The sequence below is a fragment of the Streptomyces hilarionis genome (assembly GCF_024539675.1).
Classification (GTDB): domain Bacteria; phylum Actinomycetota; class Actinomycetes; order Streptomycetales; family Streptomycetaceae; genus Streptomyces; species Streptomyces hilarionis.
Map to the genome: position 1 here is coordinate 1 of NZ_JAHHIT010000177.1, position 17,703 is coordinate 17,703.

Sequence of the window (17,703 nt, forward strand, 5' to 3'; positions counted from 1 at the left end):
GGGTGGGGACGGGCGGGCCCGTTCCAGGGGTGGCTGCGTGTGCGGGGTGAGGGCGTCGGCCCTGGCCCGGGTTTTGTGGGGTGAGGGCGGGCGGGCGCGGGTTCGAGGGTTTGCGCGCGCTCCTGAGGCCGGATGCGACGGGCCGTCCTGCCGGTTTCTGTGTGCGGGCATACGGAAGGCGCCCCGGCGGCGGTCCCCCCACGGGCCGACGACCAGGGCGCCTTCCCATGTCCCGGTGCGGATTCCCCCCACGGGATCCGGCCGGGCGTTGTGAGGACAGCGCCTGAATTCGCTGTTGTGTGACCATCTTCGGTTGTCGTGCCCGCGGTTGAGCAGAACGAGCAGAACTCGCCGCACCACCGCAGTGTGCGATCTGCCGGGACAGCGCACGCTGGGAGGGCCGCTCAAAGCTTCCCGGTGTACTGCCCCGGCAACGCATCTCCGAGGACGTCCCCCAAGACATCCTCAGATGTCAGGTCACGCCCCCCAAGACGCTTCCCGACATCGTCAACTTAGACCTTCGAACCCCTTCGATGGTTACGTTCGCATCACTGTGATCTGTGTCTCTTGCATATGTCCGTTAGATGCGCAAGAGACCGGATACGGCGATCGGGGCCCAAGCGTAAGGATGATGCGCGAGCCTTGTGAAGAGCTTATGTGAGGCTCGCGCAGGACTCCAGGGGGTCTCGGTCATTGGCCTGGTCCTACTCGGCGGTATCCCGCGCGGCCCTCACGTGAACGTGCGCAGCCGCAGACTGTTCGTCACGACGAACACCGACGAGAAGGCCATCGCCGCCCCCGCGATCATCGGGTTCAGCAGTCCGGCCGCGGCCAGCGGCAGCGCGGCCACGTTGTAGCCGAAGGCCCACACCAGGTTGCCCTTGATGGTGGCGAGGGTCCGCCGCGACAGGCGGATCGCGTCCGCGGCCACCCGCAGGTCCCCGCGCACCAGCGTCAGGTCGCCGGCCTCGATCGCCGCGTCCGTGCCCGTCCCCATGGCGAGCCCGAGGTCGGCGGCGGCGAGCGCGGCCGCGTCGTTGACCCCGTCCCCGACCATGGCGACGACCCGCCCCTCGTCCTGCAACCGCCGCACGACGTCGACCTTGTCCTCCGGCAGCACCCCGGCGATCACCCGGTCGATCCCCACGGCCTGCGCCACCGCCTCGGCGACCACCTGGTTGTCCCCGGTCAGCAGCACCGGCGTGAGCCCCAGCCCGCGCAGTTCCCGGACCGCCTCGGCGCTGGTCTCCTTCACCGCGTCCGCCACGGCGAGCACGCCGCGCGGGACCCCGTCCCAGCCCACGACGACGGCCGTGCGGCCGTCGCGTTCGGCCTGCGCGGCGGCCCGCGCCACCTCGGGCGGGACGGACGTGAAGAGGCGGCCCACGGCCACCTCGCGGCCCTCCACGTGCCCGCGCACCCCGCGCCCCGGCACGTTCTCGAACCGTCCGGCCGTCGGCAGGGCGCCGACGCGTTCCTCGGCGCCGGCCGCCACCGCCCGGGCGACCGGGTGCTCGGAGGCGTGCTCCAGGGCGCCCGCCAGCCGCAGCAGCTCCCGCTCGTCGACGCCGTCGGCGGTCCACACGTCCTGAAGGGTCATCCGGCCGGTGGTGACGGTCCCGGTCTTGTCCAGGACGACCGTGTCGACGCGACGCGTGGACTCCAGGACCTCCGGGCCCTTGATGAGGATGCCGAGCTGGGCGCCGCGTCCGGTGCCCACCATCAGCGCCGTGGGAGTGGCGAGGCCGAGCGCGCACGGGCAGGCGATGATCAGGACCGCGACGGCCGACGTGAACGCGGCGGCCGTGTCGCCCGTCGCGACGAGCCAGCCGCCGAAGACGGCGACGGCGATCAGCAGCACCACCGGCACGAAGATCCCGGATATCCGGTCGGCGAGCCGCTGCACCTCGGCCTTGCCGTTCTGGGCCTCCTCGACCAGCCGCGCCATGCGGGCGAGCCGGGTGTCCGCGCCGACGCGGGCGGCCTCGACGACCAGCCGGCCGCCGGCGTTCAGGGTCGCGCCCGTGACGGCGTCGCCGGGACCGACGTCCACCGGCACGGACTCGCCCGTCAGCATCGAGGCGTCCACGGCGGACGCGCCCTCCACGACGGTCCCGTCGGTGGCGACCTTCTCGCCGGGGCGTACGACGAACCGGTCGCCGACCGCCAGCCGGTCGACGGGGATCCGCTCCTCCCGGCCCCCGCGCAGCACGGTCACGTCCTTGGCGCCCAGCTCCATCAGCGCGCGCAGCGCCGCCCCCGCGCGCCGCTTGGAGCGGGCCTCCAGATAGCGGCCGAGCAGGATGAAGACGGTGACTCCGGCGGCGACCTCCAGGTAGATGGCCGAGGAGCCGTCCGTGCGCGAGACGGTGAGCTCGAAGGGGTGCCGCATGCCGGGCATGCCCGCGTCGCCGAGGAACAGCGCCCACAGCGACCAGCCGAGCGCGGCCAGGGTGCCGACGGAGACGAGGGTGTCCATGGTGGCCGCGCCGTGCCGCAGGTTCGTCCAGGCGGCCCGGTGCAGCGGACCGCCGCCCCAGACCACCACGGGCGCGGCGAGCGTCAGCGACAGCCACTGCCAGTTGTCGAACTGAAGCGGCCCGATCATGGAGAGCAGGACGACCGGCGCGGCGAGCAGCGCGCAGACGAGGACCCGGTGGCGCAGGAGGGCGAGCTCGGGATCCACGGGCGCGTTCTCCCCGCCCGTCCCGCTCCGTGCGTCCTCCTCGTCGGCCGGGCCGTGCCGGACCGGCTCGGGCGCCGGTTCCTCGGCGGTGTAGCCGGTCTTCACCACGGTCGCGATGAGGTCGGCGACCTCGACGCCGGCCGGGTAGGTGACCTTCGCCTTCTCCGTGGCGTAGTTGACCGTCGCGGTGACGCCGTCCATGCGGTTGAGCTTCTTCTCCACACGGGCCGCGCACGAGGCGCAGGTCATCCCGCCGACGAGCAGTTCCACCTCGGCGGTCGGGCCCGGTGGCTGTGCTGTCGGCGAGGGGGTGGCGGTGCTGGTCATGTCCGTGCTCCAGGAAGCGGGCCGGGCCGTACGGAACCAGTATCAGCTGGTCGGTACGGCCCGGCGGGTGGAGGAAGGGGTTCCCTCGGGCCGCGTGCGGCCGCGGCGGCCCGGGGGCGGCGCCGCGGGGCGCCGGGGTCGGTTCAGGCCAGGCCGGCCAGCTCGAAGCCGGCCTCGTCGACGGCGGCGCGCACCGCGCTCTCGTCCAGCGCCGCGTCGGAGACGACCGTGACCTCACCGGTCGAGGCGACGGCCTTCACCGAGGTGACACCGGCGAGCTCCGAGAGTTCGCCGGAGACGGCGCCCTCGCAGTGGCCGCAGCTCATGCCGGTCACCTTGTAGACGGTGGTGACGGAGCCCGGGGTGTCGGTCTGAGCGGTCATGTCGTTCTCCTCGTCGAGGCAGGTGGGGCGGGCGGGGCCGCGAGGGGTCTCCCGTTACCCGAGGTTATACCCCTAGGGGGTATTTCTCCAAGAAGGGTCCCGGCGCGGCGGCGACAGGACGGACCGGCGCGGCTAGCGTTCGCGGTGATCTTCGGCGAAGGGCGCGAAGGCGCGAGCGGAAGCGAGGCGAGGGCGTATGCGGGCTGTGGTGTTCGAGCGGTTCGGGGAGCCGGCCCGGGTGCGGGATACGCCCGATCCCACTCCCGCGGATCACGGCGTGGTGGTGCGCGTCGAGGCCACCGGCCTGTGCCGCAGCGACTGGCACGGCTGGATGGGCCACGATCCGGACATCGTGCTGCCGCACGTCCCCGGGCACGAGCTCGCCGGCGTGGTCGCGCAGGCGGGCCCCCGGGTCACCGCCTGGAAGCCCGGCGACCGGGTCACCGTCCCCTTCGTGTGCGGCTGCGGCAGCTGCCCCTCGTGCGCGGCCGGCGATCACCAGGTGTGCGAACGCCAGACCCAGCCCGGCTTCACGCACTGGGGATCGTTCGCCCAGTACGTGGCCCTCGACCACGCGGACGTCAATCTCGTCGCCCTGCCCGACGACCTGTCCTACGCCACCGCCGCCTCCCTCGGCTGCCGGTTCGCCACGGCGTTCCGGGCGGTCGTGCGGCAGGGCCGGCTCGCGGCGGGGGAGTGGGTGGCGGTGCACGGCTGCGGGGGCGTGGGCCTGTCGGCGGTGATGATCGCGGCCGCGAGCGGGGCGCGGGTGGTCGCGGTGGACGTCTCGCCCCGGGCCCTGGACATGGCGCGCCGGTTCGGCGCGGCGGAGTGCGTCGACGCCGCCCGCGTGCCGGACACGGCGCAGGCGGTCATCGAGCTGACCGGCGGCGGAGCGCACCTCTCGCTCGACGCCCTCGGCTCGCCCGCGACGTGCGCCGCCTCCGTCAACGGGCTGCGCCGCCGCGGCCGGCACGTGCAGGTCGGACTGCTGCCCTCGCCCGACGGCCGCACCCCGGTCCCGCTGGCCCGCGCCATCGCGCTGGAACTGGAGCTGCTGGGCAGCCACGGCATGGCCGCCCACGCCTACCCCGAGATGCTGGAGCTGGTCCGCTCGGGGGCACTGCGCCCCGACCTCCTCGTGACGTCCACGATCACGCTGGACGACGCGCCGGCCGCGCTGGCGGCCCTGGGCACGGCGCCCGGCGCGGGGGTGACCGTCGTCGAGCCCTGGACCTGACCGCCCGGGCCGCGCCCCACGCGCCGGTGGGGCACGCCCGGGCGCGCGGCGGGCCCGGTCAGTCCAGGGCGCGTCCCCGGTTGCCCGGCCGCGAGGCGACCCAGGCGCGGACGGTGTCGGCGTACCAGTAGGGCTTGCCGCCCTCCACCTGGTCGGGCGGGGGCAGCAGTCCGTGTTTGCGGTAGGACCGCACGGTGTCCGGCTGCACCTTGATGTGCGCCGCGATCTCCTTGTAGGACCAGAGCCGTCGGTCGGTCATCACGCACCTCCCTGCCCGCGCGGGGCGGCGGCCGGGAGGCCGCCGGGGGGAGCCCGGCGCGTGCTGGCGATCACCAGGCCAGTGCCCCGTGGGCGACGGTCGGTGACCGTACGGAGGCGGTTGTGGACAGCCGGTGACAGGAAACCCGCGTACACGCGACATGTGTGACACAAGGGTGGTGTTCGTGACACGCGTGACACACGTGCCGCCCGCGACGCCGGGCGCCGGACGGTTCCTACGCCCCGCAGGACCTCAGGAACGCCCGCGTCCGCCGCGCGATGGGCAGCGGGGCGTCCGGCGCGCACGGGTACATGTCCTGCTCGACGATCGCGAACAGGTCCACGTCGAGCTTCTGCGCCGCCTCCAGGACGGGTCCCAGCGCGGGTACCCCGGTGGGGGGCTCGCACATCACGCCCTGGGCCACGGCCGGCCCGAACGGCGTCCCCTTCGCCCGCACGTCCGCCAGGATCCGCGGGTCGACCTGCTTGAGGTGCAGGTAGCCGATGCGCTCCCCGTAGGTCTCGATCAGCTTGACGCTGTCGCCGCCGCAGTACGCGTAGTGCCCGGTGTCCAGGCACAGCGAGACGAGGCCGGAGTCCGTGCCGTCCAGGAAGCGGACGACGTTCTCCTCGCTGTCGATGTGGGTGTCGGCGTGCGGGTGGACGACGATCCGCAGCCCGTAGCGCTCGCGCACCTCCCGGCCCAGCCGCTCGGTCAGCGAGGTCAGGTTGCGCCACTGCTCGGGGGTGAGTGTGTCCGGTTCCAGCACCTCGCCGGTCTTGTCGTCCCGCCAGAAGGAGGGGATGACGACGAGGTGGCGCGCTCCCATGGCCTGGGCCAGCGCCGCGTTGTCCGCGACATGGGCCCAGGTCTTCTCCCACACGGCCTCGCCGTGGTGCAGACCGGTGAAGACCGTGCCCGCCGACACCTTCAGCCCGCGCGCGGCCGTCTCCTCGGCGAGGACCGCGGGATCGGTCGGCAGGTACCCGTAGGGGCCGAGTTCGATCCACTCGTAGCCGGACTGCGCGACCTCGTCCAGGAAGCGCCGCCAGGGGACCTGGGCGGGATCGTCCGGGAACCAGACGCCCCAGCTGTCGGGGGCCGATCCGATCCGGATGCGGGAAAGTGAGGACTCAGGTGACAACGACGTCATGGCCGTCAGCGTGAAGTCTCCCCCAGGGGGTGTCAAGGGCTGGTCCGTATGTCTGGACAAAACATTGACAGGGCCCGCCGTGCGGGGCTAGAAAGCCGTGAGAGCCGATACGGGACGTGCGCCGCGGACGTGCCGTGGGCGGTCTTGCGGGGCCGAGCCGACTGCGAAGGGAACGCGATGGCGTACGACCTGATCACCATGGGGCGGATAGGGGTGGACCTCTATCCGCTTCAGACGGGCGTCCCCCTCCCGCAGGTCACGTCCTTCGGGAAGTTCCTGGGAGGATCGGCGACCAACGTCGCCGTCGCCGCCGCCCGCCTCGGCCGGGAGACGGCGGTGATCACCCGCACCGGTGACGACCCCTTCGGCACGTACCTGCACGAGGCGCTGCGCGGCTTCGGCGTCGACGACCGCTGGGTGACCTCCGTGCCCGGGCTGCCGACGCCGGTCACCTTCTGCGAGATCTTCCCGCCGGACGACTTCCCGCTGTACTTCTACCGCCGGCCCAAGGCGCCGGACCTGGAGATCGACGCCCACGAGCTCGACCTCGACGCCGTCCGCGAGACCCGGGTCTTCTGGGTCACCGGCACCGGTCTGAGCGAGGAGCCCAGCCGCACGGCGACCCTCGCCGCCCTCGCCCACCGGGCGAAGGCCGGCGTCACCGTCTTCGACCTCGACTGGCGGCCGATGTTCTGGCACGACCCGGCCGGCGGCGACCCGGCCGAGGCCGCCCGCCCCTTCTACGCCGAGGCCCTCAAGCACGCCACGGTCGCGGTCGGCAACCTCGACGAGGTCGAGGTCGCCACCGGGGTGCGCGAGCCGCGGGCCGCGGCGCAGGCGCTGCTGGACGCGGGCGTCGAGCTCGCCGTGGTCAAGCAGGGCCCCAAGGGCGTCCTCGCCGTCGACCGCGCGGGCGAGTCCGTCGAGGTCCCCCCGCTGCCCGTGAACGTCCTCAACGGCCTCGGGGCCGGCGACGCGTTCGGCGGTTCCCTCTGCCACGGCCTGCTCGCCGGCTGGGACCTGGAGACGACCATGCGCCACGCCAACGCGGCCGGCGCCATCGTCGCCTCCCGTCTGGAGTGCTCCTCCGCGATGCCCACGCCGGACGAAGTGGCAGCGGCGCTCGAGGCGGGGGCCGTGCTGTGACCCACGTCGACGTCTCCGAACTCGTCCGGCTGCGCACGCAGTACCCCGAGGCGATCGCCGAGGCGGCCGCCCGCCGCCCGCGCAGGCCGCTGCTGGGCGACTCCGGCCGGCTGATGATCGTCGCCGCCGACCACCCGGCCCGCGGCGCGCTCGGCGTCGGCGGGGACAGGCTGGCCATGGCCAACCGAGCCGACCTGCTCGAACGGCTCTGCCTCGCGCTGTCCCGGCCCGGCGTCGACGGCGTCCTCGCGACCGCCGACATCCTCGACGACCTGCTGCTGCTCGGCGCCCTCGACGGCAAGGTCGTCATGGGCTCCATGAACCGCGGCGGCCTCCAGGGCGCCGTCTTCGAGCTCGACGACCGCTTCACCGGCCACCGCGCCGAGGACATCGAGCGGCTGAACTTCGACGCGGGCAAGCTGCTGCTGCGCATCGACTACGACGACCCGGGCTCCCTCACCACCCTGGAGACCACCGCCCGCGCCGTCGACGACATGGCGGCCCGCGGACTCCCCCTCTTCGTCGAGCCGTTCATCAGCCGGCGCGGCCCCGACGGCAGGCTGGGCAACGACCTGTCCGCCGAGGCCGTCACCCGGTCGATCGCCATCGCCTCGGGCCTCGGCGGCACCTCCGCCTACACCTGGCTGAAGCTCCCCGTCACCGACAACCCCGACGACATGGCCGAGGTCATGCAGACCTCGACCCTGCCCGCCGTCCTGCTGGGCGGCGAGGTCGGCGACGACCAGGACGGTGCCTACGAGAAGTGGCGCGGGGCGCTGCAACTGCCCACCGTCCGGGGCCTGGTGGTCGGCCGTTCGCTGCTGTACCCGCCGGACGGGGACGTCGCCGCCGCCGTGGACACCGCCGTAGGACTCCTGTGAGGGCCGCATGACGCACCCAGAGCCGCACCACGACCCGCACGTCCCCGACCTGTACCTCCCGCACGGCACGACCGCCGGCGACCACTACACGCTCGACATCGACCCCGAGCGGGCCGGCTGGGACTACTGCAGCCTGCGCGTCGTCGAGCTGGAGCCCGGGCAGACCCACACCTTCACCACCGGTGGGAGCGAGTGGATCGTCCTCCCCCTCGCCGGCGGATGTACCGTGCGCACAGACGAAGAAGAGTTCCAACTCCTGGGCAGGGAAACGGTGTTCGCGGAGGTCTCCGACTTCGCGTACGTTCCCCGCGACGCCCGGGTCCAGATCGCCTCCGGCGCGGGAGGCCGCTTCGCCCTGGCAGGAGCGAAGTGCGAGCGACGACTCCCCGCCCGCTACGGCCCCGCGCCGGAGGTCCCCGTCGAAGAGCGCGGCAGCGGCGCCCAGTCGCGCCAGGTGCGCAACTTCGCGTCCGCCGACGCCTTCGACTGCGACAAGCTCATCGCCGTCGAGGTGATCACCCCCGGCGGCAACTGGTCCTCCTACCCGCCGCACAAGCACGACGAGCACCGGCCGGGCGAGGAGGCCGAGCTCGAGGAGATCTACTACTTCGAGATCGACGGCCCGCACGGGTTCGGCTACCAGCGCGTGTCCCCCTCCCGCGAGGGAGGCTCCGACGTCCTCGCCGAGGTCCGCTCCGGCGACGCCGTCCTCGTCCCCGACGGCTGGCACGGCCCGTCGATCGCCCAGCCCGGCCACGCCATGTACTACCTCAACGTCATGGCCGGCCCGGGCGAGACCCGCGAGTGGCGGATCTGCTTCCACCCGGCCCACGCAGAAGGGGGTTACCGATGACCACCAGGCTCACCGTGGCCCAGGCGCTGGTGCGCTTCCTGGCCGCCCAGTACACCGAGCGCGACGGCGCACGGCAGCGGCTGATCGGCGCGACCTGGGGCATCTTCGGCCACGGCAACGTCGCCGGCCTCGGCCAGGCGCTGGTCGAGTACGGCGACGACATGCCCTTCCACCAGGGCCGCAACGAACAGTCCATGGTGCACGCGGCCGTCGGCTACGCCCGCCAGTCCAACCGACTGTCCACCCACGCGGTGACGACGTCGATCGGCCCCGGCGCGACCAACCTGGTCACCGGCGCCGCCCTCGCCACCGTCAACCACCTCCCGGTCCTGCTGCTGCCCGGCGACGTCTTCGCCACCCGCGTCGCCGACCCGGTGCTCCAGCAGCTGGAGGTCCCCTACGCGGGCGACGTGTCCGTCAACGACTGTCTGCGGCCGGTGTCGAGGTACTTCGACCGCGTCACCCGCCCCGAGGCCCTGATCCCGGCCGCCCTCCAGGCGATGCGGGTCCTCACCGACCCGGTGGAGACCGGCGCGGTGACGCTGGCGCTGCCCCAGGACGTCCAGGCCGAGGCCTGGGACTGGCCCGACGAGTTCTTCGCCGAGCGCACCTGGACCGTCCGCAGGGCCGCCGCCGACCCGGCCGAACTCGCGCAGGCGGTCCGGGCGATCCGCGCCGCCCGCCGCCCCCTCGTCGTCGCGGGCGGCGGCGTCCACCACAGCCGCGCCGAGGAGGCCCTCGCGGCCTTCGCCGAGGCCACCGGCATCCCCGTCGCCTCCACCCAGGCCGGCAAGGGCTCCCTGCGCCACGACCACCCCCAGGACGTGGGCGGCGTCGGCCACACCGGCACCGCGACCGCCGACGAACTGGCCCGCACCGCCGACCTGGTCATCGGCGTCGGCACCCGCTACACCGACTTCACCACCGCGTCGAACACCCTGTTCCAGGGCGACGGCGTGCGCTTCCTCAATCTCAACATCGCCTCCTTCGACGGCCACAAGCTCGCCGGCCTCCCGCTCGTCGCCGACGCCCGCGGCGCGCTGGACGAGCTGACCGCCGCCCTGCGCTCGTCCGGCCACCGGGTCGCCGACGCCTACGTCACCGAGTACGGCGAGGACAAGGAGCGCTGGGAGCAGCGCGTCGACGCCTGCTTCGAGGCCGACGAGCCCGACGTGCGGCCCACCCAGTCGCAGGTGCTCGGCGCGCTCGACGCCCTGGCCGACGCGTCGGACGTGATCGTCAACGCGGCCGGCTCGCTCCCGGGCGACCTGCACAAGCTGTGGCGGGCGCGCTCGCGGGACCAGTACCACCTGGAGTACGGCTACTCCTGCATGGGGTACGAGATCCCGGCCGCGATCGGGGTGAAGCTGGCCGCCCCCGAACGCAACGTCTGGGCGCTGGTGGGCGACGGCACGTACCTGATGATGCCGACGGAGATCGTGACGGCCGTGCAGGAGGGGATCGCCATCAAGATCCTTCTCGTGCAGAACCACGGCTACGCGTCGATCGGCGGTCTGTCGGAGTCGGTGGGCGGCGAGCGGTTCGGCACGGCCTACCGCTACACCGCGGACGACGGCACGTTCACCGGGGCCCCGCTCCCCGTCGACCTGGCCGCCAACGTGGCCAGCCTCGGCATGCGCGTGCTGCGTGCCAAGACCGTCCGCGAGCTGCGCGAGGCCCTCGCCGAGGCGCGGCGCGCCGACACTCCCACATGTGTCTACGTCGAGACCGAAACGGCCGACACTGTGTCGGGCCCGCCGCCGGCGCAGGCCTGGTGGGATGTACCCGTGGCCGAGACCGCGACCCGAGCGTCCGCGGTGAAGGCACGTGAGCTGTACGAACGGCACGTCTCCACCCGACGCCGCCATCTGTGAAGGAGCACTCGGTCATGACGAAGATCGTCAACCACTGGATCGGCGGCAAGACCGTCGAGGGCGCGTCGGGTACGTACGGGCCGGTCACCGACCCGGCGACCGGCGCCGTCACCACCAAGGTCGCGTTCGCGACCGTCGACGAGGTCGACGCGGCGGTCGCCGCCGCCAAGGACGCCTTCGCCGTCTGGGGCACGTCGTCCCTCGCCCGGCGCACCAGCGTCCTCTTCGCGTTCCGGGCGCTGCTGGACGCGCACCGCGACGAGATCGCCGAGCTGATCACCGCCGAGCACGGCAAGGTGCACAGCGACGCGCTCGGCGAGGTCGCCCGCGGTCTGGAGATCGTCGACCTCGCGTGCGGGATCACCGTCCAGCTCAAGGGCGAGCTGTCCACCGAGGTGGCCAGCCGGGTGGACGTGTCGTCCATCCGCCAGCCGCTGGGCGTCGTCGCCGGCATCACGCCGTTCAACTTCCCGGCGATGGTCCCGATGTGGATGTTCCCGATCGCCATCGCGACCGGCAACACCTTCGTGCTGAAGCCGAGCGAGAAGGACCCCTCGGCGGCGGTCAGGCTGGCCGAGCTGCTGGCCGAGGCCGGTCTGCCGGACGGCGTGTTCAACGTCGTCCACGGCGACAAGGTGGCCGTCGACCGTCTCCTGGAGCACCCGGACGTCAAGGCCGTGTCCTTCGTCGGCTCGACGCCGATCGCCCGCTACATCCACACCACTGCGTCGGCCAACGGCAAGCGCGTGCAGGCCCTGGGCGGCGCGAAGAACCACATGCTGGTCCTGCCCGACGCCGACCTGGACGCGGCCGCCGACGCCGCCGTCTCCGCCGCCTACGGCTCGGCCGGCGAGCGCTGCATGGCGATCTCCGCGGTGGTCGCGGTCGGCGCGATCGGCGACGAGCTGGTGCAGAAGATCCGCGAGCGCGCCGAGAAGATCAAGATCGGCCCCGGCGACGACCCGACGTCCGAGATGGGCCCGCTGATCACCAAGGTGCACCGCGACAAGGTGGCCTCCTACGTCACCGGCGCGGCGGCCGAGGGCGCCGAGGTCGTCCTCGACGGCACCGGCCACACCGTCGACGGCTACGAGGACGGCCACTGGATCGGCATCTCGCTCCTCGACAAGGTGCCGACGACGGCGAAGGCCTACCAGGACGAGATCTTCGGCCCGGTGCTGTGCGTGCTGCGGGTGGACACCTACGACGAGGGCGTGGCCCTCATCAACGCGTCCCCCTTCGGCAACGGCACCGCGATCTTCACCCGGGACGGCGGCGCGGCCCGTCGCTTCCAGCTGGAGATCGAGGCCGGCATGGTCGGCGTGAACGTCCCGATCCCGGTCCCCGTCGGCTACCACAGCTTCGGCGGCTGGAAGGACTCGCTCTTCGGCGACCACCACATCTACGGCAACGACGGCACGCACTTCTACACCCGCGGCAAGGTCGTCACCACCCGCTGGCCCGACCCGGCGGACGGCCCCGGCGGAGTCGACCTGGGCTTCCCGCGCAACCACTGAACCGCACCGCACCCGACGCCCTGCCCCGTCCCGGGGGGCAGGGCGTCGTCGTGTCGTCGTGCGCCGGCCCCTCGCCGTCCGTCCGCATGCCGAACGCCGCCCCGGTTTTTTCCCGCCCGCCCTGCGGTTCCCGCACGTCCCAAGAGGGCGGCCCGACCGGACCGGAAATGCCAGATCCGTGATCCGAATGCCGTCAGGACGACGGATTCCGTAGGTGAACACCTATTGACGCAGCGGTTTCCGTCGGGATTCCATGCAGCCGCCGGGAGCGGACGAACCACGTACGACCAAGCCGCCGGAGGCGATAGCGCTCCCGCCCCTCAGTCGCCGCACGAGTCGATCGGAACCGCCGCATGACCGACACGCTCCGCCCTGTCGAGACAGCCCTCCCTCAGGCGCCCGACAGCCCCCAGACGCTCAAGCGCTCCATCGGAGTCGTCGGCGGCACCCTTCTGACCCTCTCCTGCGTCACCCCCGCCTCCACCCTGTTCGTCGTCGTCCCCGACCTGTTCGGCTCGCTCGGCACCGCGACCGCCCTCACCATCGCGATCGGCTCGCTGCTCTGCATCGCCGTGGCGTTCTGCTACTCGGAGCTGGGCACCCTCATCCCCAGCGCGGGCGGCGAGTACGCCATGGTGTCGACGCTGGCCGGACGGCTCGCCGGCTGGCTGGTCTTCGTCCTCTCCCTCCTCGTCGTGATGATCGTCCCGCCGGTGATCGCGATGGGCACGGCCGACTACCTCGCCCCGGTGGTCCACCTGGACCCCGCCCTCGCGGGCGCCGGCGTCATGCTGCTCGCCACCCTCGCCGGTCTGCTCGACCTGCGCGCCAACGCCTGGATCACCGGGGTCTTCCTGGTCCTGGAGGTCATCGCGGCGGCCGTCGTGGCGGTCCTGGGCTTCGCCCACGGCCACCGCGGCCCGGGCAGCCTCGTCTCGATGCAGGTCACCGGCGCGAACGGCCACACCGACACGGTCACCGCCATGCTGGTCGTCTCCGGCCTCGCGATCGCCCTCTTCGTCACCCAGGGCTTCTCCACCGCCGTCTACCTCTCCGAGGAGCTGGAGCACCCCCGCCGCAACGTCGCCCGCACCGTCCTGGCCACCCTCGCCATCTCCACGGTGATCATCCTGGTCCCGATCGTCGCCATCACCTTCGGCGCCTCCGACCTCTCCGAGCTGACCGGCGGCGACATCGGCTCCATGGTGACCGCCTGGTCCAACTCGGCCGTCGGCGCCTTCGTCAGCCTCTGCGTGGCGCTCGCGATCATCAACGCCGGCATCGTCATGGTCATCCAGAACTCCCGGGTCCTGTTCGCCTCCGCCCGCGACAAGGCCTGGCCCCAGCCCGTCAACGACGTCTTCTCCAAGCTCGGCCGCTTCGGCTCCCCCTGGGTCGCCACCCTGGCCGTCGGCGTCCCCGGCGCGCTCCTGTGCTTCGTGAACCTGGACACCCTCTACGGCGTCACCGGGGTCTCGGTCACCGGGATGTACCTGCTGGTCGCCGTCGCCGCGCTGCTCTCGCGCCGCGGCCGGCACCGGCACACCTCCGCCTGGCGCATGCCCCTGTGGCCGGTCCTGCCGGTCCTGCTGATCGTGGTCCTCGGCTACATCCTGACCCAGCAGGAGACGGGCTACCTGCTGTGGACCGGCGGCATCACGGCCGTCGCCACGCTGTACTGGGCCCTCTACCTCCGCCCGCGCCGCGCGACCCGCTGGCTGGTCTCCCTCCCCGAGGACGCGCGCGCCTGACCCCGTCCGGCATACCGCGTCCGCGGTACGCGGGGACCGCCGTGTACGCCGCCGGGAGGGCGGCGGACTCGGCCCACGGTCGCCCTCTCCCCGGCACGTCGACCCCGTACGGTTGAAGCATGGATCTTCGACTGCCCGGTCTGCGAGGACCACGGCGGCCACGACGGATCGTCTCCGCCGTGGCCGCCGTCGTCGTCCTCGCCGGCGCCGGTACCTGGACGGCCGTCGCCGCCGGCGACGACACGCCCGCCGTGCACAGCGCCGACCGGGTCATGGCGGTGGACGGCGTACGCCTGGACACCTCCTACTTCACCTCCGGCGGCCCCGGCCGACGCCCCGCCGTCCTGCTCGCCCACGGCTTCGGCGGCAGCAAGGACGACGTCAGGCCGCAGGCCGAGAAGCTCGCCCGCGACGGCTACGCGGTGCTGACCTGGTCGGCGCGCGGCTTCGGGCGGTCCACCGGCAGGATCGGGCTGAACGACCCGAAGGGCGAGGTCGCCGACGTCTCCCGCCTGATCGACTGGCTCGCGAAGCAGCCCGAGGTCCGGCTCGACAAGCCGGGCGACCCACGCGTGGGCGTGGCCGGCGCCTCCTACGGCGGCGCGGTCTCCCTGCTGGCCGCCGGGTACGACCACCGCGTCGACGCCATCGCCCCCGCGATCACCTACTTCAACCTCGCGGACGCCCTGTTCCCCGACGGCGTCTTCAAGAAGCTGTGGGCCGGGGTCTTCTTCAACACCGGTGGCGGCGCCGCCCACTTCACCCCCGAGCTGGCGGCGATGTACGAGCGCGTCGCCGAGTCCGGCGCACCGGACGCCGCCGCGCGCGCACTCCTCGAAGCGCGCTCGCCGTCCGCCGTCGCCGACCGCATCAAGGTCCCCACCCTCCTCCTCCAGGGGCAGACCGACTCCCTCTTCACCCTCGCCCAGTCCGACGCGGCCGAGAAGGCGATCCGCGCGAACGGCGCGCCCGTGGACGTCGACTGGATCGCCGGCGGTCACGACGGCGGCGACCTGGAGGCCGCCCGCGTCCAGTCCCGGGTGGACGCCTGGTTCGACCGGTATCTCAAGGGCGACGAGTCCGCCGACACCGGCCCCGCCTTCCGCGTCACCCGCACCGGAGGCGTCGACTCCACCGATGGCGCGGCCCTGACGCGGGGCGCGAGCGCCGACGACTACCCGGGCCTGCACGACCACGACCGCTCCTTCCCGCTCACCGGCCGCCGCAAGGAGCAGTCCTTCGTCAACCCGCCCGGCGCCACCCCGCCCGCCGTCTCCGCCCTGCCCGGCCTCGGCGGCGGCGGCCTCGCCCGGCTCTCCTCCCTCGGCGTCGGCGTCTCCCTCGACTTCCCCGGCCAGTCCGCCTCCTTCGACTCCGCCCCCGTCCCCGGCGACCTGCGCGTCACCGGCTCCCCGACGGTCACCGTCCACGTGAGGTCGACGTCCGACACCGCCGTCCTCTTCGCCAAGGTGTACGACGTCGGCAGCGGCGGCAGCCAGGTGCTGCCCGCCCAGCTCGTCACCCCGGTCCGCGTCGAGGGCGCCAAGGCCGGCAAGGACGTCACGATCACCCTCCCGGCGATCGACCACAAGGTCGAGGAGGGGCACCGGCTGCGCCTGGTCCTCGCCTCCACCGACCTCGGCTACGCCTCCCCGACGGCCCCGGCGACGTACACCGTCTCCCTGAAGAGCGCTCTGGCGGTCCCCACCGCGCCGGGCGTGACGACGGCCGCCGCCCCGCTGCCGTCCTGGGTGTGGTGGCTCCCCCTCACCGGTGCGGCCGTCGCGCTCGCCCTGCTCCTGTCCGCCCGCCGCCGCAGCGCCGCCGCGGCCCCCGACCCCGCGCTCGCCGACGTCCCCCTCCAGATCACCGGCCTGAGCAAGAAGTACGCGCGCGGCGACCGCTACAGCGTGCGCGACCTGTCCTTCCGCGTGGAGAAGGGCCAGGTCCTCGGACTCCTCGGCCCGAACGGCGCGGGCAAGACGACGACCCTGCGCATGCTGATGGGCCTGATCACGCCCGACGGCGGCGAGGTCCGCGTCTTCGGCCACGCGATCCGCCCGGGCGCCCCCGTGCTGTCCCGCGTCGGCTCCTTCGTCGAGGGCGCCGGCTTCCTGCCGCACCTGACCGGCCGCGAGAACCTGGAGCTGTACTGGCGGGCCACCGGCCGCCCGGCCGACGACGCCCACCTCGACGAGGCGCTGGAGATCGCCGGCCTCGGCGACGCGCTGGCCCGCGCGGTGCGCACGTACTCCCAGGGCATGCGCCAGCGCCTCGCGATCGCCCAGGCCATGCTCGGTCTGCCGGACCTGCTCATCCTCGACGAGCCCACCAACGGCCTCGACCCGCCGCAGATCCGCGAGATGCGCGAGGTGATGATCCGCTACGCGGCGGCCGGCCGCACGGTCATCGTCTCCAGTCACCTGCTGTCCGAGGTCGAGCAGTCCTGCACGCACCTCGTGGTGATGGACCGCGGGAAGCTCGTCCAGGCGGGCCCGGTCGCCGAGATCGTCGGCTCCGGGGACACCCTCCTCGTCGGCACCGCCGCCCCCGTGGACGAGCCGGTCGTCGACAAGATCGCCGCCCTGCCCGGGGTGGCCTCCGCGCTGCGCGCCGACGACGGCCTGCTGGTCCGCCTGGACGCCGACGGCACCGCCCAGCGGCTGGTCGCCGAACTCGTCCGGCTCGACGTGCCGGTGACCTCGGTCGGCCCGCACCGCCGCCTGGAGGACGCCTTCCTCACCCTGATCGGAGGTTCCGCATGAGCACCCTCACCGAGGTCGCCTCCGGCTATCAGGCGTCCCGCACCCTGCCACTGCGCGTGGAGCTGGTCCGCCAGCTCAAGCGCCGCCGCACCCTGGTCATGGGCGGCATCCTCGCCGTCCTGCCGTTCGTGCTGCTCGTCGCCTTCGCCATCGGCGGCGAGCCGGGCGGCCGCAACGACCAGGTGACCCTGATGGACACGGCGACGGCGTCCGGCGCCAACTTCGCCGCCGTCAACCTGTTCGTCTCCGCCGGCTTCCTGCTCGTCATCCCGGTCGCCTTGTTCTGCGGGGACACCGTCGCCTCGGAGGCGGGCTGGTCCTCCCTGCGCTATCTCCTCGCCGCGCCCGTGCCCCGCGCCCGCCTGCTGTGGTCCAAGCTCGTCGTCGGACTCGGCCTCAGCCTGGCCGCGATGGTCCTGCTGCCGGTCGTCGCCCTCGCCGTCGGCTCCGCCGCCTACGGCTGGGGCCCGCTGGAGCTGCCCACCGGCGGGGCGCTCGCCCCCGGCGTCGCCGCCCAGCGGCTCGTGGTCGTCGTCGCCTACGTCTTCGTCTCCCAGCTGGTCACCGCGGGACTGGCGTTCTGGCTGTCGACCAGGACGGACGCCCCGCTCGGCGCGGTCGGCGGCGCGGTCGGCCTGACCATCGTCGGCAACGTGCTGGACGCCGTCACCGCGCTCGGCGACTGGCGCGACTTCCTGCCCGCGCACTGGCAGTTCGCCTGGGCCGACGCCGTCCAGCCCACCCCCGAGTGGTCCGGCATGATCCAGGGCGCCGCCGTCTCGGTGACCTACGCCCTGGTCCTGTTCGCCCTCGCCTTCCGCGGCTTCGCCCGCAAGGACGTGGTGTCCTAGGCCGCCCCGCCCCGCCC

The 17,703-nt window shown here is 73.2% G+C and carries 13 protein-coding genes; 9 read left to right on the top strand and 4 right to left on the bottom strand.

Translation table 11 applies throughout. The annotated features are described in order from the left end of the window. Positions 1 to 730: 730 nt before the first annotated feature. Positions 731 to 3,013, bottom strand: coding sequence for a heavy metal translocating P-type ATPase (locus KMS84_RS32520; protein ID WP_256920090.1), 2,283 nt, complete (start codon positions 3,011 to 3,013; stop codon positions 731 to 733). A gap of 143 nt (positions 3,014 to 3,156) precedes the next feature. After that, positions 3,157 to 3,396, bottom strand: a complete 240-nt coding sequence (locus tag KMS84_RS32525) for a heavy-metal-associated domain-containing protein (protein ID WP_256920091.1) — start codon at positions 3,394 to 3,396, stop codon at positions 3,157 to 3,159. Between the two features lie 196 nt (positions 3,397 to 3,592). On the opposite strand from KMS84_RS32525, the gene KMS84_RS32530 reads away from it, so the two are divergent. Continuing rightward, a complete protein-coding gene (locus tag KMS84_RS32530) occupies positions 3,593 to 4,636 on the top strand; it encodes a zinc-dependent alcohol dehydrogenase family protein (protein WP_256920092.1) in 1,044 nt (347 codons plus the stop codon). A gap of 58 nt (positions 4,637 to 4,694) precedes the next feature. On the opposite strand, the gene KMS84_RS32535 is transcribed toward KMS84_RS32530, so the two are convergent. Both KMS84_RS32535 and KMS84_RS32540 read right to left on the bottom strand, forming a co-directional pair. Next, entirely contained in the window at positions 4,695 to 4,895 is a 201-nt protein-coding gene (locus KMS84_RS32535; protein ID WP_256920093.1) for a helix-turn-helix transcriptional regulator, read from the bottom strand. A gap of 235 nt (positions 4,896 to 5,130) precedes the next feature. Next, a complete protein-coding gene (locus tag KMS84_RS32540) occupies positions 5,131 to 6,048 on the bottom strand; it encodes a sugar phosphate isomerase/epimerase family protein (protein WP_256920094.1) in 918 nt (305 codons plus the stop codon). A gap of 177 nt (positions 6,049 to 6,225) precedes the next feature. Here KMS84_RS32540 and iolC point away from each other — a divergent pair, with 177 nt between their 5' ends. From iolC to KMS84_RS32580, 8 genes are all read left to right on the top strand, one after another. Further along, positions 6,226 to 7,194, top strand: a complete 969-nt coding sequence (iolC, locus tag KMS84_RS32545) for a 5-dehydro-2-deoxygluconokinase (RefSeq protein ID WP_256920095.1) — start codon at positions 6,226 to 6,228, stop codon at positions 7,192 to 7,194. Then, the gene (locus KMS84_RS32550) at positions 7,191 to 8,075 is read left to right on the top strand and encodes a Cgl0159 family (beta/alpha)8-fold protein (RefSeq protein WP_256920096.1); all 885 of its coding nucleotides are present in this window, start codon (positions 7,191 to 7,193) and stop codon (positions 8,073 to 8,075) included. The genes iolC and KMS84_RS32550 overlap by 4 nt, the downstream gene beginning before the upstream one ends. Before the next feature lie 7 nt (positions 8,076 to 8,082). Further along, positions 8,083 to 8,928, top strand: coding sequence for a 5-deoxy-glucuronate isomerase (iolB, locus tag KMS84_RS32555; protein ID WP_256920097.1), 846 nt, complete (start codon positions 8,083 to 8,085; stop codon positions 8,926 to 8,928). Then, complete coding sequence (iolD, locus tag KMS84_RS32560; RefSeq protein ID WP_256920098.1) at positions 8,925 to 10,802, top strand: 3D-(3,5/4)-trihydroxycyclohexane-1,2-dione acylhydrolase (decyclizing); 1,878 nt, start codon at positions 8,925 to 8,927, stop codon at positions 10,800 to 10,802. Before iolB ends, iolD begins: the two co-directional genes overlap by 4 nt. A 14-nt stretch (positions 10,803 to 10,816) precedes the next feature. Continuing rightward, positions 10,817 to 12,319, top strand: coding sequence for a CoA-acylating methylmalonate-semialdehyde dehydrogenase (gene mmsA / locus KMS84_RS32565; protein ID WP_256920099.1), 1,503 nt, complete (start codon positions 10,817 to 10,819; stop codon positions 12,317 to 12,319). A 353-nt stretch (positions 12,320 to 12,672) separates the two neighbouring features. Continuing rightward, a complete protein-coding gene (locus KMS84_RS32570; protein WP_256920100.1) occupies positions 12,673 to 14,070 on the top strand; it encodes an APC family permease in 1,398 nt (465 codons plus the stop codon). A 119-nt stretch (positions 14,071 to 14,189) separates the two neighbouring features. Beyond that, entirely contained in the window at positions 14,190 to 16,835 is a 2,646-nt protein-coding gene (locus tag KMS84_RS32575; protein WP_256920101.1) for an alpha/beta fold hydrolase, read from the top strand. Continuing rightward, entirely contained in the window at positions 16,832 to 17,686 is an 855-nt protein-coding gene (locus KMS84_RS32580) for an ABC transporter permease (protein WP_256920102.1), read from the top strand. The genes KMS84_RS32575 and KMS84_RS32580 overlap by 4 nt, the downstream gene beginning before the upstream one ends. Positions 17,687 to 17,703 lie beyond the last annotated feature (17 nt).

What these genes read in the sequence shown, in the direction of transcription:
- KMS84_RS32520 (WP_256920090.1), bottom strand. Translation starts at nt 3,013, where the DNA reads ATGACCAGCACCGCCACCCCCTCGCCGACAGCACAGCCACCGGGCCCG.
- KMS84_RS32525 (WP_256920091.1), bottom strand. Translation starts at nt 3,396, where the DNA reads ATGACCGCTCAGACCGACACCCCGGGCTCCGTCACCACCGTCTACAAG.
- KMS84_RS32530 (WP_256920092.1), top strand. Translation starts at nt 3,593, where the DNA reads ATGCGGGCTGTGGTGTTCGAGCGGTTCGGGGAGCCGGCCCGGGTGCGG.
- KMS84_RS32535 (WP_256920093.1), bottom strand. Translation starts at nt 4,895, where the DNA reads ATGACCGACCGACGGCTCTGGTCCTACAAGGAGATCGCGGCGCACATC.
- KMS84_RS32540 (WP_256920094.1), bottom strand. Translation starts at nt 6,048, where the DNA reads ATGACGTCGTTGTCACCTGAGTCCTCACTTTCCCGCATCCGGATCGGA.
- iolC (WP_256920095.1), top strand. Translation starts at nt 6,226, where the DNA reads ATGGCGTACGACCTGATCACCATGGGGCGGATAGGGGTGGACCTCTAT.
- iolB (WP_256920097.1), top strand. Translation starts at nt 8,083, where the DNA reads ATGACGCACCCAGAGCCGCACCACGACCCGCACGTCCCCGACCTGTAC.
- iolD (WP_256920098.1), top strand. Translation starts at nt 8,925, where the DNA reads ATGACCACCAGGCTCACCGTGGCCCAGGCGCTGGTGCGCTTCCTGGCC.
- mmsA (WP_256920099.1), top strand. Translation starts at nt 10,817, where the DNA reads ATGACGAAGATCGTCAACCACTGGATCGGCGGCAAGACCGTCGAGGGC.
- KMS84_RS32570 (WP_256920100.1), top strand. Translation starts at nt 12,673, where the DNA reads ATGACCGACACGCTCCGCCCTGTCGAGACAGCCCTCCCTCAGGCGCCC.
- KMS84_RS32575 (WP_256920101.1), top strand. Translation starts at nt 14,190, where the DNA reads ATGGATCTTCGACTGCCCGGTCTGCGAGGACCACGGCGGCCACGACGG.
- KMS84_RS32580 (WP_256920102.1), top strand. Translation starts at nt 16,832, where the DNA reads ATGAGCACCCTCACCGAGGTCGCCTCCGGCTATCAGGCGTCCCGCACC.